Consider the following 18,976-nt stretch of genomic DNA (forward strand, 5'->3'; position numbering starts at 1 on the left):
CTCAGTGCAGCGTTTCGAGATAGTCGATGATGATCTTGCGCTTGGTGGGGTCCTTCTGGCCCGGATAGACCATGCGCGTGCCGGGAACGACCTTGGCCGGCATTTCGAGATAGGCGTCGAGCTTGGCGCGATCCCAGGCGAAATTCGCCTCTTTCATGGCCGGCGAATAATTGAAGCCTGCCGCATGAGCGCCGGCCCTGGCGCCGACCACGCCGAACAGATTTGGGCCGAGCCGGTTGGGATCACCCTTCTTGTCGGTGTGGCAAACCGTGCAGGGCTGGAACTCGACGGGGCGCGCGCTCGCGATCTCGGCTGCGGGTGTGGTGGCGCCGGAGGCGGTTTCCTCGGCCTTTTCGGCCTTGCCGCACGCGGTGAGCAGCGCGAGTGCGCCCAGAACGACAAGCGCCTTCGTCATGCGTCGATAACCTCTTCGTCCACGCGCGCCGCGTTTTCCTGGATGAACTGGAAGCGGTGCTCGGGGTTCTTGCCCATCAGCCGCTCGACGAGATCGCGCACGACCATGCGCTCCTCATATTCCTGCGGCAGCACGATGCGGATCATGCTGCGCGTCTTGGGGTCCATCGTCGTCTCGCGGAGCTGGCCGGGGTTCATCTCGCCAAGCCCCTTGAAGCGCCCCACTTCCACCTTCTTGCCCTTGAACTCGGTCCTTTCGAGCTCGGCGCGGTGCGCGTCGTCGCGCGCATAGGCGCTCTTGCTGCCCGAAACGAGGCGGTAGAGCGGCGGCTGTGCCAGATAGAGGTGCCCGCGGCGAACGAGTTCGGGCATCTCCTGGAAGAAGAAGGTCATCAGCAGCGTCGCGATGTGCGCGCCGTCGACATCGGCGTCGGTCATGATCACGACGCGCTCATAGCGCAGGTTGTCGGGGATGCACTTGTCGCGCGTGCCGCAGCCCAGCGCCTGGATCAGGTCCGCGATTTCCTGATTGGCGAGGATCTTGGCGCTGTTGGCCGATGCGACGTTCAGGATCTTGCCGCGGATCGGCAGGATCGCCTGTGTCTTGCGGTCGCGCGCCTGCTTGGCGCTGCCGCCCGCGCTGTCCCCCTCGACGATGAAGATCTCGGTGCCCGCGGGATCGTCCGCCGAGCAGTCGGTGAGCTTGCCGGGCAGGCGCAGCTTGCGGCCCGAGGTCGCGGTCTTGCGCTTGACCTCGCGCTCGGCCTTGCGGCGCAGGCGCTCGTCCATGCGGTCGAGCACGAAGCCGAGCAGCGCCTTGCCGCGGTCCATATGGTCGGCGAGGAAATGGTCGAAATGATCCTTGATCGCATTTTCGACGAGGCGCGCAGCCTCGGGGCTGGTCAGCCGGTCCTTGGTCTGGCTCTGGAACTGCGGATCGCGAATGAAGACCGAGAGCATCAGCTCCGAACCGGTCATGATGTCCTCGGCCGCGATGTCCTTGGCCTTTTTCTGGCCCACCAGATCGCCGAACGCGCGGATGCCCTTGACCACCGCGGCGCGAAGCCCCGCCTCGTGCGTGCCGCCATCGGGGGTGGGGATGGTGTTGCAGTAATAGCTGTAGCTGCCCTCGGACCAGAGCGGCCAGCCGACCGCCCATTCGACCGAGCCCTGTCCGTCGGGAAACTCCTGTCGCCCCACGAAGAACTCGGCTGTCGCGCATTCGCGCGTACCGATCTGTTCCTTCAGATGGTCGGCGAGCCCGCCGGGGAACTGGAACACCGCCTCGGCGGGGGTATCGTCCGAAATCAGCTCGGGTGCGCATTTCCAGCGGATCTCGACGCCCGCAAACAGATAGGCCTTGGAGCGCGCGAGCTTGTAGAGCCGCTGCGGCTTGAAGTGCATCTCGCCGAAGATCTCGGTGTCGGGGACGAAGCTGACCGTCGTCCCGCGCCGGTTCTGCGTCGGACCCAGCCGCTCGAGGCCCGTTACGACGTGTCCGCGCGAGAAGGTCTGGCGGAACACTTCCTTGTTGCGCGCGACCTCGACGACGGTTTCGGACGACAGCGCATTGACGACGCTGACGCCGACGCCGTGGAGACCGCCCGACGTGGCATAGGCCTTGCCCGCGAACTTGCCGCCCGAATGGAGCATGGTCATGATGACCTCGAGCGCCGACTTGTCGGGAAATTTGGGATGCGGATCGACGGGCATGCCGCGGCCATTGTCGATGATCGTCAGCCGGTTGCCCGGCTCCAGCGTCACCTCGATCCGGCTGGCATGTCCCGCCACTGCTTCGTCCATCGAATTGTCGAGGACTTCGGCCGCGAGGTGATGGAAAGCGCGCTCGTCGGTACCGCCGATATACATCCCCGGCCGGCGGCGGACGGGCTCGAGGCCTTCGAGAACCTCGATGGCCGATGCGTCATAGGTACCGGAAGTCTGGGGCGCGGAAGCGAACAGGTCGTCGGACATGGCACAGCTATAGGGGTGCTGGAGTCGGCGTGGCAAGCCCACCCCGATCAGAACGCCGCTCATCCTGAGGAGCTGTTGAGCTTGTCGAAACGGCGTCTCGAAGGATTTGCCTGATGCAGTCCTTCGAGACGGGCCTTCGCCGCGCTCAGTCCCTCCTCAGGATGAGCGGATCGGATTCACTATTTCAGATCAGCGGACGCGCGGGCCGCCAAAGGGCATCGGCGGGGGCGGGCGCCGGTCGCGACGCGGCAGCTGCGCCTGATAGGCGTGGCCGCAATGCGCGACGCAATAGGGGAAGCCCGGGTTCACCGGATCGCCACAGAAGTGGAAATCGGGCTCGCCGGGATGGCCCAGCGGCCATTTGCAGATGCGGTCGTTGAGATCGAGCAGCGTCGTCTTGCCGGCGATGTCGGCGCTGGGCTTTGCGGGCACCAGGCGGCGCGGCGGCGCGGGCGGGATCGGTGCCTGCTGGTCGCCGGGGCCCTGGCGCAGGAAGCCACCGGGGCCGATCGAGCGCAGCACGGGTTCGGAAGGATCGCGCGGCGTTGCCGGTGCGGCCGCAGCCGGGGCCGCGGCTGCCGGCTTGGGCGCGGCCTGCGGTGCGGGCGCGGCGGGCCTGGGGGCGTGCTGCACAGGCGCGGGGGCGGGCTCGGCCTTTTTGGGCGCGGGCGCGGCCTTTTTGGGCGCGGGCGCCTTGCCCTCCTTGTCCTTCACGGGCGAGGGGCGCGACTGCAGGCCAAGGCGATGCGCCTTGCCGATCACGGCGTTGCGGCTGACACCGCCGAGCTCGTCGGCGATCTGGCTTGCGGTCATGCCTTTTTCCCACATCGTTTTGAGCTGATCGATGCGTTCGTCGGTCCAGGCCATTTAAGCTCCCTTGACTTCAATCTCGTGACGCAAACTCATCGCTTGCGGCTTAAGCCGACAGCCGATAGGCGATCGGGTGATGAACAGCCAGCCTGAATCAGCGATCCGCAGCGAACCGGGCGTTCCGGTGATCCGCAATGTCAACTGGGGCGGGCTTCGTGCCCTCTATATCAAGGAGGTGCGCCGTTTCTTCAAGGTGCAGCTCCAGACAATCTGGGCGCCCGCGATAACCACCCTGCTTTTCCTCGTGATTTTCACGGTGGCGCTGGGCGGCAGCGGCCGCACGGTGCTTGGCGTGCCCTTTGCGGACTTCATCGCACCCGGCCTGATCGCCATGGGGATGATGAACAACGCCTTCGCCAATTCCAGCTTTTCGCTGCTCGTCGGCAAGATTCAGGGCACGATCGTCGACTATCTGATGCCGCCGCTCTCGATGGCCGAGCTGCTCGCCGCGCTGGTCGGCGGCGCGGTCACGCGCGCGGTGCTGGTCGGGTGCGCGGTCTGGGTCGCGATGGCGTTCTGGCCGGGCGTGCATGTCACGCCGAAGCATCCGTGGGCGATCGTCTGGTTCGGGCTGATGGGCGCACTGTTCCTGAGCTTCCTCGGGGTGCTGACCTCGATCTGGGCGGAGAAATTCGATCACACCGCCGCGGTGACCAACTTCGTCGTCGCGCCGCTCACGCTGCTGTCGGGCACCTTCTATTCGGTCGACAAGCTCGCGCCACTGTTCCAGACGATCAGCCACGCCAACCCGTTCTTCTACATCATCTCGGGCTTCCGCTACGGTTTCCTGAGCGAAGCGGATTCGCCGATCCTGTTGGGCGGACTATTGGTTCTCGTGCTCAACATCGCGCTCGGCAGCCTATGCTACTGGCTGCTGCGCAAGGGCTGGAAGATCCGGAACTGAGGCCGACTCAGAACGGCGTCTTGATCGTGAACATGACGCGATTGCTCTCCACGCCGCCGGGAAACTCAACGGTCTCTACCGAGACCTTCCCCGTTATGTCGCCCAACAATCCGGTCTCCGCCACAAGGGGCTTTTCGTCGAACCCCGACGGAAGCGATGGAAGCCGCTGTCCGTCCTTCGGGCCGCGTTGAGCGCACACGACGATCTCCGTCTCGTCGCGGCTGTCGCAACCATCGGAATGGCTGCTCAAGCGCGTATCGGTGTCCTGCTGTACCATGTCACGCAGGTCGAAATCCTGCGCGGCAACCGGCTCTGCGGTCGCCGCCGGCGCTTGAACAAGCAACATATATGCCCACGACATGCAGTGCTCCATGGCCGGCCGTTCATTTCGATCGGCCAACAATGAGGCAGGGTTAGGGCAGCATTTTCATTGGCTTGCCACAATGTCGACATGGCGAGGCGAAAAAAAGCGCCCGGGCCGCTTGGCAGTCCGGGCGCGAGGAGAGCCTCTTCATAATTCAGGATTTGCCGCGCGCGTCCTTGTTGCATGCGGCGAGCTGCGTCTGGTCGAGCACGGTGCTGCCGACGGTGATAGCGTCAACCGCGCCGATGCGTTTGGCGAGGTCGCGGCAGGCGCGCTCGACCGCGACGCGGCGATCGTCGCCGGGCCCGCGGCATGCGCCCTCGGCGCAGCTCCAGAAATTATTGCCCACGATCACGCGCTCGGGGAGCGGGGTGCCGTGGTTGATTGTCGCCGTGCCCGGCGCCGAAGCCGCCATGGCTGCGACGGGCGAGGCGAGCAGGATAAGCGATGCTGCCAGTCTCATTGGGAAAACTCCGGTTCCTGGGGGAAGAACAGTTTCTCAATAAAACTGGAAATTCGGACGATATAGCGTTATATCGCCATTAATCTTTGCCAATCGTCCAGAAGGCCGCTCCATGGACCCGATTGATGACATTTTTTCCGCGATGCGCGTCCATCGCGCCATCCATGCCCGGATCGAGGCGACCGCGCCCTGGGGCGTCAATTTCGTGGCGGGCAAGGCCGCGCGCTTCGGTCTGGTGATCGAAGGCAATTGCTGGCTGGAGGTGGAGGGCAAATCCGATCCGATCCCGCTCGGCGCGGGGGACTGCTACGTCATCCTGCGTGGGACGCGCTATTCGCTGCGCGATCATCCCGGCTCCGCCGTCGAGAACTGCTATCACGCGCTCAGGGATTATGACGAGAACCATGTCGTCCATCTGGGCGGCGGCGGGAAGGCGACGACCGTGGTGACGGGCTGGTTCCTCTACGACGCGATTTCGGCGCGGCCGCTGGTCGAGCTGATGCCCGCGCTCATCCAGACGCGGATGGATGCGCAGCGTTCGCAGATCCTTCAGGCGACGCTGCAGCTGCTGGCGCTCGAGACGCAGCAAAAGGGACTGGGCTCGCAGATCATGATCAGCCGGCTGGCCGACATATTGTTCATCCAGACGATCCGTGCGCATGCGGCAAAGGCCGGCGCCGCGGCGGGTGGCTGGCTCGGCGCATTGTGCGATCGGCGCTTGGGCCCGGTCTTCCGCGCGATCCATGAGGCGCTCGACCATGACTGGACGGTCGACGCGCTCGCCGCGGTCGCGGGCATGTCGCGATCGGCTTTTGCCGCGCATTTCAAGGAGGCGGTGGGTTCGGCGCCGCTCGAATATCTGACGCACTGGCGGATGTTCCGCGCGGGCCACCTGCTGCGCAAGGGCGAACAGTCGACCGCCGCGATCGCATTTGCGGTCGGCTATGAATCGGAATCGGCCTTTTCCAAGACGTTCAAGCGCGTGACCGGGGTCGCTCCGGGTGCATGGCGGCGCACCGCCGGCGAGGCGGCGCAGGTGAAGATCGAGATCGATCCGCGCGCCGATGGACGCCCGGCGGTCGCGGCTTAACGGTGTGGTGCTCACAAATTTACCGCTCATCCTGAGTAGCCGTTGAGCTTGCCGAAACGGCGTATCGAAGGACGCACGGGGTCGGTCCTTCGATACGAGCCCTCGACAAGCTCGGTCTCTACTCAGGATGAGCGGGTTGTTTTGTTGCTCGCGCCCCGAGTTGACCGGCAAAGCCCCCTTTCTGTATAGGGCAGTCCGTCAGGCGACCTTGGGGGTCGCCTTTTTGCGTTTCTAAACCCGCAGAAGAAGGAGTCCTTGCGATGACCATCACGCCCCTCATGCCCGTCTACCCGCGGTGTGGCGTGCGTCCGGTCCGAGGCGAGGGCTGCTATCTCTACGGAGAACGCGGCGAGAAATATCTCGATTTCGCGGCGGGCATCGCGGTGAACGCGCTGGGCCATGGCCATCCGCATCTGACCAAAGCGATCCAGGAGCAGGCCGCGACGCTGATGCACGTGTCGAACCTGTACGGTTCCCCGCAGGGCGAGGCGCTGGCGCAGCGCATCGTCGACAACAGCTTTGCCGACACCGTGTTCTTCACCAATTCGGGCGTCGAGGCGATCGAATGCGCGATCAAGACCGCGCGTCGCTATCACTATGTCAACGGCAACCCGAAGCGCCACAAGCTGATCACCTTCAAGAACGCCTTTCACGGCCGTTCGATCGGCGCGATTTCGGCGACCGACCAGCCCAAGATGCGCGACGGCTTCGAGCCCCTGCTGCCGGGCTTCGACTATGCGAAGTTCAACGATCTCGAGGGCGCGCTGGCGCTGATCGACGACGAGACCGCGGGCTTCCTCGTCGAGACGGTGCAGGGCGAGGGCGGGATGACCGCGGGCACGCCCGAATTCATCCAGGGGCTGCGCAAGGCGTGCGACGAGCATGGCCTGCTGCTGATCCTCGACGAGATCCAGTGCGGCTATGGCCGCACCGGCAAGATGTGGGCCTATGAGCATTATGGCATCACCCCCGATATCCTGACCGCGGCGAAGGGCATCGGCGGCGGCTTTCCGCTCGGCGCCTGCCTCGCAACCGAGGAAGCCGCCAAGGGCATGGTGATCGGCACGCACGGCTCGACCTATGGCGGCAATCCGCTGGCGATGGCGGCGGGGCAGGCGATCCTCGACGTGATGCTCGAGCCCGGCTTCTTGGATCATGTCGTCAAGATGGGCGAGCGACTGCGCCAGGCGTTCGAGCAGCTGATCCCCAACCATGATCACCTGTTCGACGAGATCCGCGGCAAGGGGCTGATGCTCGGCATCAAGATGAAGGAGCCGGCGGTGTCGCGCGACTTCGTGGCGCATCTGCGCGACAATCACGGCCTGCTGACCGTTGCCGCGGGCGAGAATGTGTTCCGCGTCCTGCCGCCGCTGGTGATCGGGGAAGATCATATCGCCGAGTGCATCGAGCGGCTGAGCGAGGGTGCGCGGACTTTCGGGATTCCGAGCGATGACTGAGCAGCGGCGGCATTTCCTGGATCTCACCGATGCGGGCGGCGATGCGATCGCCGCGATGCTGAACGACGCACTCGATCGTAAGGCCGCGCGCAAGGGGCGTCCCAAGGGGGCGGCCGACAAGGATGCGCCGCTTGCGGGGCACACGCTCGCGATGATCTTCGAGAAGAACTCGACGCGCACGCGCGTCTCGTTCGATGCGGCGATGCGTCAGCTGGGCGGCACGCCGATCGTGATGGATGCGGGAACCATGCAGCTCGGGCGCGGCGAGACCGTGGCGGACACCGCACGCGTGCTTTCGCGCTATATCGACGCGATCATGATCCGGACCGACGATCACGCGAAGATCCGCGAGATGGCGGACTACGCATCGGTGCCCGTCATCAATGGCCTGACCGACGCGTCGCATCCCTGCCAGATCATGGCCGACCTGCTGACCGTGATCGAGCACGGCAAGGCGCTGCCAGGCTCCAGATGGGCGTGGCTTGGCGACGGCAACAACGTCCTCCACTCGATCGTCGAGGCGGCGGGGTTGCTGCACTTCAACGTCAGCATCGGCTGCCCCGAAGGCTATGATCCGCACGACCATTATGTCGAAGCCGCACGCGCGCGCGGTGCCGATATCCGCATCACGCGCGACGCGCACGAGGCGGTCAGGGACGCCGACGTCGTCGTCACCGACACCTGGATCTCGATGGGACAGGCGCATGCGGAAGCGAAGCTCGCGGCGATGATGCCCTATCAGGTCACCAGCGAGTTGATGGCGCATGCGAAGCGCGACGCGCTGTTCCTCCACTGCCTGCCCGCGCATCGCGGCGAGGAAGTGGTCGATGCGGTGATCGACGGGCCGCGCTCGGTGATCTGGGACGAGGCGGAGAACCGCCTCCACGCCCAGAAATCGGTGCTGCTCTGGGCGCTGGGCAAGCTTGGTTGAGAATTCGGCCGGGCGGCCTATCTAAATGGGTCGTCCGTGCCGGGCCATGCCTGCGCACGATATTGCGATAACTGACGTCGCGCGGTTTCCGCGCGGACGAACGGAGCATTCTGGTGTCCTCTACCCCAAATTTCGAAGCCGAACTCGATCGCCAGCTTGGCTTCACCATTCCCGGCCGCCATGCGCGCGGGCGGCTGGTGCGGATTGGTCCCGTGCTCGACCAGGTGCTTGCCGCGCACGGCTATCCGCCCGCGATCGAGAAGGTGCTTGCCGAGGCGCTCGCGCTGACCGCGCTGCTCGGCTCGACGCTCAAGGGTGATCAGGGGCAGATGACGCTTCAGGCGCAGACCGAGAGCGGCGTGATCGAACTGCTCGTGTGCGACTACCGCGCGGGCGAGGTCCGCGGCTATGTGAAGTTCGACGCCGACCGCCTTGCCGAAGTGCCGGCCGACCCGACGCTGTTCGCGCTGTTCGGCAAGGGCTATCTCGCGATCACCTTCGACCAGGCGGTTTCGGGCGAGCGTTATCAGGGAATCGTCCCGCTCGAAGGCACATCGCTCGCCGAGGCGGCGGAGAATTATTTCTGCCAGTCGGAACAGATCCCGAGCATCATTCGCCTTGCGGCCGCACAGGGCGGGGCCGGTGGCTGTCGCGCGGGCGGCATGCTGCTCCAGCATCTCCCCGAGGGCGAGGAGGGGCGCGAGCGCCTTCACACGCGGCTGGACCATCCCGAATGGGAGCATGTCCGCATGCTGGGCGAGACGATCAGCGTCGAGGAACTCACCGATCCCGCGCTGCCGCTCGAGACGATCGTCTGGCGGCTGTTCAACGAGGAAGACGAGGTGCGGCTGCTCGGCGGGCAGGTGCTGACCAGGGGGTGTCGCTGCGACGTCGCGCATATCGGGTCTGTTATCGGCAAGTTTCCCGAGGACGAGCGCGCCGCGATGGCGGGCGACGATGGCATCATCCGCGTCGATTGCGCATTCTGCGCGCGCAGCTTCCCGATCCCGCTGGCCGAGGCGGGCGAATAATCGCTTATTTGCGGCTTGCCGTTAATTAAGCCGACATTATCTAAAAGTAACAACCACCCGCCGCGGCATCTGGGATCGCCGCCGCGACGGGCCGGCTTTGGTCGGTATTGAGGAAAGTCGGAATGAAGCGTGCGTCCCTGTCCCGTTTTTCGCTGTTTGCGGTTGGCGCGTTGACCGCGGCCGCGGCCCCTGCCGCCTGGCAGCCTGCGCACGCACCGGCGCTGCCCGCGCTCGCCGGGATCGAGAAGGGGATGTGGGAATTGCGCGAGCGCGGGTCGAGCGCCGCGCTACGCAGGATCTGCGTTGCCGACGCATTCGCGCTGATCCAGATCCGTCATGGCGGAACCGCCTGTTCGCGTTTCGTGATCGACAGCAAGCCCGATCGCGCGACGGTGCATTATACATGCCCCGGCGCCGGCCATGGTCGCACCACGATCCGCCTCGAAAGCAGCCGGCTTATCCAGATCGATTCGCAGGGGATCGCGGACAATTCGCCCTTCAACGTCACCTATGAGGGGCGCCGCTTGGGCAATTGCGGCTGATGGCCACCGCCGTTAACGCGTCGTTTACCATTATTGGTTAGGATATGCCTTGTGTCGGGTTCGACACGCTTTCCTCCCTAGCAGGCCGCAAGGCCGGAACTGGGCCGCTTCCTCTTCAGGACGCGGCCCGTTGTTTTTGAGCCTGATTGCCGCTTCAGCCCGAACCCGTCATTCGGCCTGATACTATCAAGGTCGGCCCTTGCCAGCGCGGCACGCAAGGCGTAGCGCGCCGCGCATCATGGATAGCAATGCAACGAATGGCGTCAGGCGCGCAGTGGTGCTGCTCTCGGGCGGACTGGATTCGATGGTCTGTGCAGGGCTGGCGAAGGAAGCGGGCTTCAGCGTACTCGCGCTCACCATCGACTATAACCAGCGCCACCGCATCGAACTCGAAGCAGCGGCGCGCATCGCGAAAACGATCGGTGCCGAACGTCACATCGTCCTGCCGCTCGACTTGCGCGGCTTCGGCGGATCGGCGCTGACCGACGACATCGCCGTGCCCAAGGATGGCGTCGAAGACGGGGCGATCCCCGTCACCTATGTTCCGGCCCGCAATACGATCTTCCTCTCGGTCGCGCTCGGCTGGGCGGAGGCCGCGGGCGCGCGCGACATCTTCGTCGGCGTCAATGCGCTGGATTATTCAGGGTATCCCGATTGCCGTCCCGAATTCATCGAGGGCTTCGAGCGACTGGCCGAGCTTGCCACCAAGGCGGGCGTCGAGGGGCAGCCCTTCAGGATCCACGCCCCGCTCCAGCATTTCGGCAAGGCCGAGATCGCGCGCGAGGCCGCGCGGCTGGGGCTCGAGAGCGGCCTGAGCTGGTCGTGCTACGACCCGACGCCCGAGGGCAAGCCCTGCGGCCAGTGCGACAGCTGCCGCCTGCGCGCCAAGGGTTTCGCGGACGCCGGACTGGTCGACACGGGCGCACCATGACCTACGCGGTCAAGGAAATGTTCCTCACGCTTCAGGGCGAGGGGCAGCGCGCGGGACGCCGCGCCGTGTTCCTGCGCTTTGCGGGGTGCAATCTCTGGACGGGGCGCGAGCAGGACCGCGAAAAGGCGATTTGCCAGTTCTGCGACACCGATTTCGTTGGAACCGACGGCACCGGCGGTGGCAAGTTCGCCGACGCAGCTGCGCTTGCACGCGCCGTCGCTGCGCTCTGGGGCGAGGATCGCGCGCGCGCCTATATCGTCTGCACGGGCGGAGAGCCGCTGCTCCAGCTCGACACGCCGCTGATCGACGCGCTCCACGCCGAGGGCTTCGAGATCGCGGTGGAGACCAACGGCACCATCGCGGCGCCCGCGGGGCTCGACTGGATCTGCGTCAGCCCCAAGGCGGGCAGCGAGGTCGTCCAGCGTTCCGGCGACGAACTGAAGCTGGTCTGGCCCCAGCCAGGCAGCGATTTCGAGGCGATGGAAGGCTGGGACTTCCGCCACTTCCTGATCCAGCCGATGGACGATGCGCGTGGCGAGGCCAATGTCCGCGCGGCGATCGACTTTGCCATGGCGCGGCCCAGATGGCGGCTCTCGCTCCAGACGCACAAGCTGCTCGGGCTGAGATAGCCTGCCCAAGCGCCGGTCGTGTGGTCAGCGGCAGTTCTTCTTCAACTGATTCTTGCCGTCCCAGCATGCCTTGTCGAGACGCGGCAGGCGCTGCTGGTCATAGACCAGGAACATCGGGAACTGCTGTTCGCCCGCGGGCTTCAGGCTGTTGCGGAACTCCATCATCCGCGCGGCGGCGAGCTCTGCGAGACCATTTTTGGGCGCGAACATCGCCGCGCTGCCGATCCGGCTTGCGGTCAGGCAGAAGCCAAGCTGGCCGTGCACCGTCGAAAAGCCCAGATAGGTGCGCGTGCCATATTGATCGAGCGCGGTCAGCGCGGCCTTGGGGTTCTTGTTCCTGCGCTTGAAATAGCCGTGCAGCGTCTCATAGGACTTGGCCAGCTCGGCCGAATGATCGGCGAGGATGTAGTTATACTGGTTGAGCGTCAGCAGCGTGGGTGCGAACTGGCATTGCAGCGCAGCGACGTTCAATCCCGCGCGCATGCTCCAGACCATCGCCGCGCGCAGCTCTTCGGGGCGCGCATCGGGCAGCGGCAGCAGCACCCCCGGTTCGGCTCCCGTCACGCGCGCGCCCGCAAAATTCGGTGATTTCAGGAAGATCTGCGCCGATGCCGGCGCTGCCATTGTCAAACCGAATGCCGCTACGGCTATCGCCGCGGCCCTGATCCCCGTCATCATCTTTTCCCGCCTGAAATTCGCGACCCCGAACATGCAAACATGCCTAGATTCTTTGCGAGTCCGGCTCAAGCGCGAAGTCGGTATTCGTCCGCTGTCGGGCACGTTTGGGCCTCTTTTTCTGCGCCGGGCCGGGCGCTCCATTAAAAAGGCCGCCCGGATCGCCGGACGGCCCTGTCCACCAATTCGGAAACGCGGCTTAATTCGCGTTGGTAGCGTTGGTTGCCACGTTCGCAGCAGCGTTGGCGACGTTCGCCGCGGCGTTGCTGGCATTGGCAGCGGCATTGGCAGCATCGGCGGCCATGCCTGCATCATTGGCCATCGCGGCGTCGGTGTTGGTCATCATGTCGCTGGTGGTGCCGTTCATCATCGAATCTTCGGCATTCATCTCAACGGCATTGGCGGTGTCGTTGGTCACGGGCTCGGTTTTACCGCAAGCCGAAACCATCAGCGCCGCGCCGGCCATCATCGAGCCGGTCAACAGCTTTGCGAGAATGTCACGCATTTCAAACTCCCTATTTGCCCTTGATCTGGTGGCCTGTGGCCTTCTGCCAAATCGCCGCGGAGACTAAACAGAAAGTTGAAGCGCCTCAACTGCTTCTTTCTGCGCAGTCCAGCGAGGCAAGGAAGGCGGGAAAGTTGCGCCTGAGCGCTGTATCCACCGCATCCATGCCCGGATTTCTGCCAAGCGCAGCGAGGCTGGTCACGGGATGTTCGGCAATCCCGCAGGGCACGATACCGCCGAAATGCGTCAGATCGGGATCGACGTTCAGCGAAAAGCCGTGCAGCGTCACCCAGCGTCGCACGCGCACGCCGATCGCACCGATCTTGGCCTCGCGGCCCTTGTCGTCGGTCCAGATGCCGATCCGTCCGGGTGCGCGCCACGCCTCGACGCCGAGTTCGCCAAGCGCCGCGATCACCCAACCCTCGAGCGCGCTCACGAAGCAGCGTACGTCGCGCCCGCGATTGGCGAGGTTGAGCTGGACATAGCCGACACGCTGGCCCGGGCCGTGATAAGTGTAGCGCCCGCCACGCCCCGCCGGATAGACGGGAAAGCGCGGGTCGAGAAGTTCGGCGGGGTCTGCACTCGTGCCCGCGGTGTAGAGCGGCGGGTGTTCGAGCAGCCAGACCCGCTCGCCGGCCTCGCCGGCATAGATTGCGGTCGCGCGCGCCTCCATGTCCGCCAAGGCCTCGGGATAGGGCACATGGCCCGTGCTTTGCAGCCATTCGATCGCGGAAATATCGGTCATTGCCCGGCTAATTGGCGCTCGTCCGGCGCGCTGGCAAGGGGCGGATTGTGCGTCAACGCGGCTTTGCGCATAAGCGGCCTCGGGCAACAGGAAGGATTCTCATGAAAACCCTATCGATCTCGGCGGCGTGGAACGAAGCCTCGGCCTTCGTGAAGCGTGAGGGATCGCTCCTTTTTCCCGTGGCGTTCGCGCTGATCGCGCTGCCGAGCATCCTGTTCCAGGCGACCGCGCCCGTACCCGTGCCCGGCGAGCAATCCGAGCCCAGCTTCTGGCCGCTCTTCTTCCTGCCGATGTTGCTCGTGACGCTGCTCGGAACGTTGACGCTCACGATCATGGCGCTGCACCCCGGCACCATCGTCAAGGATGCGATCGCCGGCGCGTCGCGTCGCGTGCTGCCTGTGTTCGGTGCGATCTTCCTGTTCGGGCTCGTCGTCGCGCTGATCGCGACGCCGATCGCGGTCGCCTCTGCAGGCGCGCAGGTCGGGATCGGGGCGGGGCTGGTCGGGCTGCTGCTCTTCGCGACGATTCCGGTGCTGCTTTTCGTGTGCGTGCGGCTGATGCTGGTCAATGTGGTGGGCGCAAACGAGGTGATCGGACCGTTTGCGATGCTCAGGCGGAGCTGGGCGCTCACCGCAGGGCATTTCTGGAAGCTGCTCGGCTTTCTCATGGTCGTCACGATCGTCGTGGTCGTCGTCGCGATTGCGGTCAACGCGATCGGCGGTATCTTCGTGTCGCTGGCCGTCGGCCAGCCCGATCCCGGCAGTCTGCCCGCGGTGCTGATCCTGATTCTGAGCGGGCTGCTCAATGCGATCGTCTCGGTCTTCGTGACCGCCGCGATCGCGCGGATCTACGCGCAGCTGGCCTAGCGTTGATGTCTGCTTTGTCGTGGATTGCGGAAGGTCCGCTTTTTGGCCGAAACCTTGAGTTGCGGACCTATGGTTTGACTGTGCCGAGCACTCTCAATTTCCATTCTCGCGATACGCCGGGTCCGTCGGCAATGACGATGTTTGGGTCAAAGTTGGCGTCACGAATGATTATGGCTTTGACGCACGGTCCCAATGGCAAGTGGGGGAGGTCGAGATTGAAACCGGGGCGACCCGTCCGACCGTCGTGCGTATCGGGAACGTAAATTCGGTCGGTGAGTGCATCAAAGTCACCACACGTTATGAATTCCCGATCTGCAAATTTTGCGGGCTCGGCGAATACCTGTGCCAGAGGCACCGCTCCTGCTGTTGTGGCGGCTGCCAACGACAGCAACACTAGCGGCAAGAAGGATTTCCGGTCCAAGGCACTTCTCCGCAAAACGTTAAGCGGCGCATTTATCGGCCAACTTACTCATTTTGCAGATGAGGTCGTTAATTTTTGGGTCCGTCGGAGGTTTGCCGGGGCCATTTCAGACTTGGCCGAGACGATAAAAGTTGTCGGCTTTTGGGAGCCGCATCGATCCTGTTGATCGTCCAGCATTGGGTGGCTTCACGACATAGCGCCGTCTGCGTGTCACCCCTCGATGATCGGAATATGCGGCGCAGCTTCGCGCGGCAGCCAGCCGTGGAGGCGGGGATCGTCGAAGGTCTCGACCGAGCGCGCAAACGGGACGAAGCCCTCGCGGCGGTAGAAATTCAGCGCACCGGGGGAATCGAGCGTGCACGTATGCACCCACAGTCGCTTCACGCCCTTGCGCCAGCCCAGCGCCATGGCCTGCGCCATCAGCCAGCGGCCATGGCCCTTGCCCGACAGCTCGGGCACCAGCCCGAAAAAGCCCAGCTCGCACTGACCTTCCTCGCGAAAATCGAGTTCCAGGATGCCGACCTCGATGCCCTGCGCGTCGACCACGGCATAGATCTCGTCGCGTTCGTCATGGATGATGTCGATCAGGCGCGCATCGTCCATGATCAGTCGCGAGAACCACAGCCAGGGCTCGCCGATACGGCGGAACAGCGCGCGATATTTCTCGACCGGTGGCGCCTTCCAGCGTTCGAGACGCAGCGGGGAGGCGGGCAGGGGCTTGCGCGCGGGAGGCGTCAGCATTTCGAGCGAGGTGACGATCGCCGCGACCTGCCCCTTGGGAACCGCGCTCAGCCCCATGTCGCCTCCGGGGGCAGGCTCATCAGGATCGCGTCGATATTGCCGCCGGTCTTCAGGCCGAACAGCGTGCCCCGGTCATAGACGAGATTGAACTCGGCATAACGTCCACGCCATTCGAGCTGCTGCGCCTTTTCGGTGGTTGTCCACGACATGCCCATGCGCCGCCGCACGATCTGCGGGAAGATGTCGAGAAACGCCTCGCCGACCGCGCGGGTGAACGCGAAATTGGCGTCGAAATCACCTTCGAGGTGATCGTAGAAAATGCCGCCGACGCCGCGATGCACCTGGCGGTGCGGGATGTAGAAATAGTCGTCGGCCCATTTGCTGAAGCGCGGATAATGCGCCGGGTCATGCGCATCGCACGCCGTCTTCAGCCGCGCGTGGAAGTCGCGCGTATCCTCGTCATAGGGAATGGGCGGGTTGAGATCGGCGCCGCCGCCGAACCATCGCTTTGTCGTGACGAGGAAGCGCGTGTTCATGTGGACCGCGGGCACGTGCGGGTTGGCCATGTGCGCGACCAGACTGATGCCCGTCGCGAAGAAACCGGGATCCTCTGCCGCCCCGTGTATGGTCTTGGCGAAGTCGCCGTCGAGGCTGCCGCCGACGGTCGAGACGTTGACGCCGACCTTTTCGAACACGCGGCCCTTCATCACGCCGCGCACGCCACCACCGCCGGGTTCGCCGCTCGGGTCGGTGCGATCCCATGCGATATAGTCAAAGGCGGCGTCGCTGCCGGCTTCGCGCTCGATCGCCTCGAACTCCGCACAGATACTGTCGCGCAGGCGTTCGAACCAGTCGCGCGCGGCCTGTTGTTCGGAATCGAGCTCGATCATTGGGGTAAGCCTTTCGTTTGCCTGAGCGCCTCGGCGAGCGCGATGCCGGCCGACATGCCGACATTCAAGGAGCGGAAGCCTGCGCGCAGCGGGATGCGGATGCGCAGGTCGGCGCGTTCGTGCACCGCATCCGGCACGCCCGCGCCCTCGGAGCCCAGCAGGATGATATCGTCGGGGCGGAAGGCGGCGTCATAGAGCGAAACGCTGCCCCGTGTCGTCATCAGCGCAAGCCGTCCTGTGCGGACAGATTCGAATGCATCCCAGTCGGCATGGCGCCTGATTTCGGCCTCGGCGGCGTAATCCATTCCCGCGCGCGCGAGTCGCTTGTCCGAAAAGGCGAATCCGCAGGGTTCGATGATATCGACGGGCACGCCGAAACACGCCGAAAGACGCAGGATTGCGCCCACGTTTCCGGCGATCTCTGGCTGATAGAGCGCGATCCGCATGGCGCTCGCCTTAAGCAGCGGCGCGCTGCGTCACAAGCCGGTCAAATTGGCTGTTGGCTTTTTGATGATTCCTTGGCTATCAGGCGCGTGAACCGCCGGGAGACCCGTAATAGGGCACGAGGGCGGTCGTGCAGGGGTCTGGTTATTTGCTCAACGGCAATGAGCCGCTGGCCTCGGCAATTCGATTCGAAGCGCAAGGGCAGGTGAATGGCTACGCTTGAAACAACCGGACCGGCCGAGGCCGCCCCCTCCGACGAGGGCGTCAGGCGCCGGGACTTCATCAATATCGCGGCGGTGAGTTTCGCCGGCGTTGGCACGGCCGCTGTGGTCCTGCCGCTCGTCAACCAGATGAATCCGTCGGCCGACGTGCTGGCGCTGGCCTCGATCGAGGTCGACATCTCGCAGATCCAGCCTGGCCAGGCGATCAAGACGATCTTCCGCAAGCAGCCGCTTTTCGTGCGTCACCTGACCGAGAAGGAAATCGCGGAGGCCGATGCGGTGGCGCTTGACGCGCTGCGCGATCCTGAGACACTCGTGGAGCGCACCAAGGAAGGCAAGCAGCAGTGGCTCATCACCATGGGCGTCTGCACGCACCTGGGCTGCGTGCCGCTGGGCGCGGGCGAGGGTGAGATCAAGGGCGAGTTCGGCGGATATTTCTGCCCCTGCCATGGCTCGCACTACGACACCGCGGGTCGCATCCGCAAAGGCCCGGCCCCGAAGAATCTCGAGGTGCCGGAATATGCATTCACGACAGATACCGTCGTTCAGGTCGGTTGAGGGGTAGATAGAGATGGGCTTTCCCTGGGCTGAGCAATATGCGCCGAAGCATCCCTTCATGCGCTATATGGACGAAAAGCTGCCGATTCCGCGGCTGATCTACAATGCGACGGGTCCCGGTTATCCGGTGCCGCGCAACCTGAACTACTGGTGGAATTTCGGCGTCCTCGCGGGCGCCGCGCTGGTCATCCAGCTGGTCACCGGCATCGTGCTTGCGATGCACTATGCGGCCAACGGGCTGGTGGCGTTCGATTCGGTCGAGCACATCATGCGCGACGTGAACTCGGGCTGGCTGCTGCGCTATGCGCACGCCAACGGCGCATCGATGTTCTTCATCGTCGTCTATGTCCACATTTTCCGCGGCCTTTATTACGGATCCTACAAGGCTCCGCGCGAGATGGTGTGGCTGCTGGGCCTCGTCATCTTCCTCCTCATGATGGCGACCGCCTTCATGGGCTATGTCCTTCCCTGGGGTCAGATGAGCTTCTGGGGCGCCAAGGTGATCACCGGCCTGTTCGGTGCAATCCCGCTGGTCGGCGAGCCGATCCAGACCTGGCTGCTCGGTGGTTTCGCGCCGGATAACGCCGCGCTCAACCGCTTCTTCTCGCTCCACTATCTGCTGCCCTTCGTGATCGTGGGCGTGGTCATCCTTCACATCTGGGCGCTGCACATTCCGGGTTCGAACAACCCGACCGGCGTCGACGTGAAGGGGCCGCAGGACACCGTTCCCTTCCACCCCTACTATACGGCGAAGGACGGTCTCGGCCTCGGCGTGTTCCTGATCGTGTTTGCGGTGCTGCTCTTCTTCGCGCCCAACGCGCTCGGCCACCCGGACAATTATATCCCGGCCAACCCGCTTTCGACGCCCGCGCATATCGTGCCCGAATGGTATTTCTGGCCCTTCTACGCGATCCTGCGCGCCTTCACCGTCGACTTCATCCTGCCCGCGAAGCTCTGGGGCGTGATCGCGATGTTCGCGTCGATCCTGCTGCTGTTCTTCCTGCCCTGGCTCGACAAGTCGCCCGTGCGTTCGGGTGGTTATCGTCCGGTGTTCAAGAAGTTCTTCTGGTTCGGTCTCGTCCCCTGCATCGCCGTGCTCGGCTATTGCGGCGGTGCGCCGGCTGAAGAGCCCTATGTGATGATCTCGCAGATCGCGTCGGCGTACTATTTCGCGCACTTCCTGATCATCATCCCGATCATCTCGCGGATCGAACGGCCGCTTCCGCTGCCGAATTCCATCACCGAAGCCGTGCTGGCTAAGCACGGGCAGTCGACGGGCGAAGCCGCCCTCGCACCGGCCGAATAAGGGG

Annotated in this window: 22 protein-coding genes; 11 read left to right on the top strand and 11 right to left on the bottom strand. The window is 64.5% G+C overall.

What is annotated here, in order from left to right; all coding sequences use genetic code 11:
• Position 1: 1 nt before the first annotated feature.
• The 3 genes from MKI88_RS00090 to MKI88_RS00100 all read right to left on the bottom strand — a co-directional run bounded on the left by MKI88_RS00090 (position 2) and on the right by MKI88_RS00100 (position 3,255).
• A complete protein-coding gene (locus MKI88_RS00090; protein WP_241628120.1) occupies positions 2-415 on the bottom strand; it encodes a cytochrome c family protein in 414 nt (137 codons plus the stop codon).
• Entirely contained in the window at positions 412-2,388 is a 1,977-nt protein-coding gene (gene parE, locus MKI88_RS00095; RefSeq protein WP_241628630.1) for a DNA topoisomerase IV subunit B, read from the bottom strand. Before parE ends, MKI88_RS00090 begins: the two co-directional genes overlap by 4 nt.
• 189 nt (positions 2,389-2,577) lie before the next feature.
• Complete coding sequence (locus MKI88_RS00100) at positions 2,578-3,255, bottom strand: GcrA family cell cycle regulator (protein ID WP_241628122.1); 678 nt, start codon at positions 3,253-3,255, stop codon at positions 2,578-2,580.
• Positions 3,256-3,334: 79 nt separating this feature from the next.
• Here MKI88_RS00100 and MKI88_RS00105 point away from each other — a divergent pair, with 79 nt between their 5' ends.
• Positions 3,335-4,162 (top strand): ABC transporter permease, encoded by an 828-nt coding sequence (locus MKI88_RS00105; RefSeq protein ID WP_241628123.1) that lies wholly within the window; start codon positions 3,335-3,337, stop codon positions 4,160-4,162.
• 7 nt (positions 4,163-4,169) lie between these two features.
• On the opposite strand, the gene MKI88_RS00110 is transcribed toward MKI88_RS00105, so the two are convergent.
• Together MKI88_RS00110 and MKI88_RS00115 are read right to left on the bottom strand one after the other, a co-directional pair.
• On the bottom strand, positions 4,170-4,535 hold the full coding sequence (locus tag MKI88_RS00110) for a hypothetical protein (RefSeq protein ID WP_241628125.1): 366 nt from the start codon (positions 4,533-4,535) through the stop codon (positions 4,170-4,172).
• A gap of 145 nt (positions 4,536-4,680) precedes the next feature.
• Positions 4,681-4,989: a CC_3452 family protein gene (locus tag MKI88_RS00115; RefSeq protein WP_241628127.1), complete on the bottom strand. Its 309-nt coding sequence runs from the start codon at positions 4,987-4,989 to the stop codon at positions 4,681-4,683.
• Between the two features lie 112 nt (positions 4,990-5,101).
• Between MKI88_RS00115 and MKI88_RS00120 the strand changes: the two genes are divergently transcribed.
• The 7 genes from MKI88_RS00120 (at position 5,102) to queE (ending at position 11,600) form a co-directional block, all read left to right on the top strand.
• Positions 5,102-6,079 (top strand): AraC family transcriptional regulator, encoded by a 978-nt coding sequence (locus tag MKI88_RS00120; protein WP_241628129.1) that lies wholly within the window; start codon positions 5,102-5,104, stop codon positions 6,077-6,079.
• A gap of 260 nt (positions 6,080-6,339) precedes the next feature.
• A complete protein-coding gene (locus MKI88_RS00125; RefSeq protein WP_241628130.1) occupies positions 6,340-7,536 on the top strand; it encodes an aspartate aminotransferase family protein in 1,197 nt (398 codons plus the stop codon).
• Positions 7,529-8,467 (top strand): ornithine carbamoyltransferase, encoded by a 939-nt coding sequence (gene argF / locus MKI88_RS00130; protein WP_241628132.1) that lies wholly within the window; start codon positions 7,529-7,531, stop codon positions 8,465-8,467. The genes MKI88_RS00125 and argF overlap by 8 nt, the downstream gene beginning before the upstream one ends.
• Positions 8,468-8,577: 110 nt before the next feature.
• Positions 8,578-9,498 carry an Hsp33 family molecular chaperone HslO gene (locus MKI88_RS00135; protein ID WP_241628632.1) on the top strand — a complete coding sequence of 307 codons (921 nt, stop codon included), beginning with the start codon at positions 8,578-8,580 and terminating at the stop codon, positions 9,496-9,498.
• A gap of 122 nt (positions 9,499-9,620) precedes the next feature.
• Positions 9,621-10,040 carry a hypothetical protein gene (locus MKI88_RS00140; protein ID WP_241628134.1) on the top strand — a complete coding sequence of 140 codons (420 nt, stop codon included), beginning with the start codon at positions 9,621-9,623 and terminating at the stop codon, positions 10,038-10,040.
• 238 nt (positions 10,041-10,278) lie between these two features.
• Positions 10,279-10,971 (top strand): 7-cyano-7-deazaguanine synthase QueC, encoded by a 693-nt coding sequence (gene queC / locus MKI88_RS00145; RefSeq protein ID WP_241628136.1) that lies wholly within the window; start codon positions 10,279-10,281, stop codon positions 10,969-10,971.
• On the top strand, positions 10,968-11,600 hold the full coding sequence (queE, locus tag MKI88_RS00150) for a 7-carboxy-7-deazaguanine synthase (protein ID WP_241628139.1): 633 nt from the start codon (positions 10,968-10,970) through the stop codon (positions 11,598-11,600). Before queC ends, queE begins: the two co-directional genes overlap by 4 nt.
• A gap of 24 nt (positions 11,601-11,624) precedes the next feature.
• Here the strand turns inward: queE and MKI88_RS00155 are convergent, their stop codons facing one another.
• The 3 genes from MKI88_RS00155 to lipB form a co-directional block, all read right to left on the bottom strand.
• Positions 11,625-12,278, bottom strand: coding sequence for a hypothetical protein (locus MKI88_RS00155; protein WP_241628141.1), 654 nt, complete (start codon positions 12,276-12,278; stop codon positions 11,625-11,627).
• A 196-nt stretch (positions 12,279-12,474) separates the two neighbouring features.
• Positions 12,475-12,780, bottom strand: a complete 306-nt coding sequence (locus tag MKI88_RS00160) for a hypothetical protein (protein WP_241628143.1) — start codon at positions 12,778-12,780, stop codon at positions 12,475-12,477.
• Between the two features lie 85 nt (positions 12,781-12,865).
• Positions 12,866-13,525, bottom strand: coding sequence for a lipoyl(octanoyl) transferase LipB (lipB, locus tag MKI88_RS00165; protein ID WP_241628145.1), 660 nt, complete (start codon positions 13,523-13,525; stop codon positions 12,866-12,868).
• Positions 13,526-13,626: 101 nt separating this feature from the next.
• Between lipB and MKI88_RS00170 the strand changes: the two genes are divergently transcribed.
• Entirely contained in the window at positions 13,627-14,391 is a 765-nt protein-coding gene (locus tag MKI88_RS00170) for a hypothetical protein (RefSeq protein WP_241628146.1), read from the top strand.
• Between the two features lie 631 nt (positions 14,392-15,022).
• Here MKI88_RS00170 and MKI88_RS00175 read toward each other — a convergent pair.
• Genes MKI88_RS00175 through MKI88_RS00185 form a run of 3 tightly spaced genes read right to left on the bottom strand, consistent with a single transcriptional unit; the run spans position 15,023 to position 16,889 of the window.
• Positions 15,023-15,610 carry a GNAT family N-acetyltransferase gene (locus MKI88_RS00175; RefSeq protein WP_241628148.1) on the bottom strand — a complete coding sequence of 196 codons (588 nt, stop codon included), beginning with the start codon at positions 15,608-15,610 and terminating at the stop codon, positions 15,023-15,025.
• The gene (gene hemF, locus MKI88_RS00180) at positions 15,601-16,443 is read right to left on the bottom strand and encodes an oxygen-dependent coproporphyrinogen oxidase (protein ID WP_241628150.1); all 843 of its coding nucleotides are present in this window, start codon (positions 16,441-16,443) and stop codon (positions 15,601-15,603) included. Before hemF ends, MKI88_RS00175 begins: the two co-directional genes overlap by 10 nt.
• The gene (locus tag MKI88_RS00185; RefSeq protein ID WP_241628151.1) at positions 16,440-16,889 is read right to left on the bottom strand and encodes a tRNA (cytidine(34)-2'-O)-methyltransferase; all 450 of its coding nucleotides are present in this window, start codon (positions 16,887-16,889) and stop codon (positions 16,440-16,442) included. Before MKI88_RS00185 ends, hemF begins: the two co-directional genes overlap by 4 nt.
• A gap of 207 nt (positions 16,890-17,096) precedes the next feature.
• Between MKI88_RS00185 and petA the strand changes: the two genes are divergently transcribed.
• Both petA and MKI88_RS00195 read left to right on the top strand, forming a co-directional pair.
• Positions 17,097-17,666 carry a ubiquinol-cytochrome c reductase iron-sulfur subunit gene (petA, locus tag MKI88_RS00190; protein ID WP_241628154.1) on the top strand — a complete coding sequence of 190 codons (570 nt, stop codon included), beginning with the start codon at positions 17,097-17,099 and terminating at the stop codon, positions 17,664-17,666.
• Positions 17,667-17,679: 13 nt separating this feature from the next.
• A complete protein-coding gene (locus MKI88_RS00195; RefSeq protein WP_241628156.1) occupies positions 17,680-18,972 on the top strand; it encodes a cytochrome b/b6 in 1,293 nt (430 codons plus the stop codon).
• The last annotated feature ends 4 nt before the right edge of the window (positions 18,973-18,976 follow it).

The sequence above is a fragment of the Sphingomonas sp. LaA6.9 genome (genome assembly GCF_022601895.1).
Lineage (GTDB): Bacteria > Pseudomonadota > Alphaproteobacteria > Sphingomonadales > Sphingomonadaceae > Sphingobium_A.

Coding starts and splice junctions, on each gene's coding strand:
- MKI88_RS00090 (WP_241628120.1), bottom strand. CDS start 415: ATGACGAAGGCGCTTGTCGTTCTGGGCGCACTCGCGCTGCTCACCGCG.
- parE (WP_241628630.1), bottom strand. CDS start 2,388: ATGTCCGACGACCTGTTCGCTTCCGCGCCCCAGACTTCCGGTACCTAT.
- MKI88_RS00100 (WP_241628122.1), bottom strand. CDS start 3,255: ATGGCCTGGACCGACGAACGCATCGATCAGCTCAAAACGATGTGGGAA.
- MKI88_RS00105 (WP_241628123.1), top strand. CDS start 3,335: ATGAACAGCCAGCCTGAATCAGCGATCCGCAGCGAACCGGGCGTTCCG.
- MKI88_RS00110 (WP_241628125.1), bottom strand. CDS start 4,535: ATGGAGCACTGCATGTCGTGGGCATATATGTTGCTTGTTCAAGCGCCG.
- MKI88_RS00115 (WP_241628127.1), bottom strand. CDS start 4,989: ATGAGACTGGCAGCATCGCTTATCCTGCTCGCCTCGCCCGTCGCAGCC.
- MKI88_RS00120 (WP_241628129.1), top strand. CDS start 5,102: ATGGACCCGATTGATGACATTTTTTCCGCGATGCGCGTCCATCGCGCC.
- MKI88_RS00125 (WP_241628130.1), top strand. CDS start 6,340: ATGACCATCACGCCCCTCATGCCCGTCTACCCGCGGTGTGGCGTGCGT.
- argF (WP_241628132.1), top strand. CDS start 7,529: ATGACTGAGCAGCGGCGGCATTTCCTGGATCTCACCGATGCGGGCGGC.
- MKI88_RS00140 (WP_241628134.1), top strand. CDS start 9,621: ATGAAGCGTGCGTCCCTGTCCCGTTTTTCGCTGTTTGCGGTTGGCGCG.
- queC (WP_241628136.1), top strand. CDS start 10,279: ATGGATAGCAATGCAACGAATGGCGTCAGGCGCGCAGTGGTGCTGCTC.
- queE (WP_241628139.1), top strand. CDS start 10,968: ATGACCTACGCGGTCAAGGAAATGTTCCTCACGCTTCAGGGCGAGGGG.
- MKI88_RS00155 (WP_241628141.1), bottom strand. CDS start 12,278: ATGATGACGGGGATCAGGGCCGCGGCGATAGCCGTAGCGGCATTCGGT.
- MKI88_RS00160 (WP_241628143.1), bottom strand. CDS start 12,780: ATGCGTGACATTCTCGCAAAGCTGTTGACCGGCTCGATGATGGCCGGC.
- lipB (WP_241628145.1), bottom strand. CDS start 13,525: ATGACCGATATTTCCGCGATCGAATGGCTGCAAAGCACGGGCCATGTG.
- MKI88_RS00170 (WP_241628146.1), top strand. CDS start 13,627: ATGAAAACCCTATCGATCTCGGCGGCGTGGAACGAAGCCTCGGCCTTC.
- MKI88_RS00175 (WP_241628148.1), bottom strand. CDS start 15,610: ATGGGGCTGAGCGCGGTTCCCAAGGGGCAGGTCGCGGCGATCGTCACC.
- hemF (WP_241628150.1), bottom strand. CDS start 16,443: ATGATCGAGCTCGATTCCGAACAACAGGCCGCGCGCGACTGGTTCGAA.
- MKI88_RS00185 (WP_241628151.1), bottom strand. CDS start 16,889: ATGCGGATCGCGCTCTATCAGCCAGAGATCGCCGGAAACGTGGGCGCA.
- petA (WP_241628154.1), top strand. CDS start 17,097: ATGGCTACGCTTGAAACAACCGGACCGGCCGAGGCCGCCCCCTCCGAC.
- MKI88_RS00195 (WP_241628156.1), top strand. CDS start 17,680: ATGGGCTTTCCCTGGGCTGAGCAATATGCGCCGAAGCATCCCTTCATG.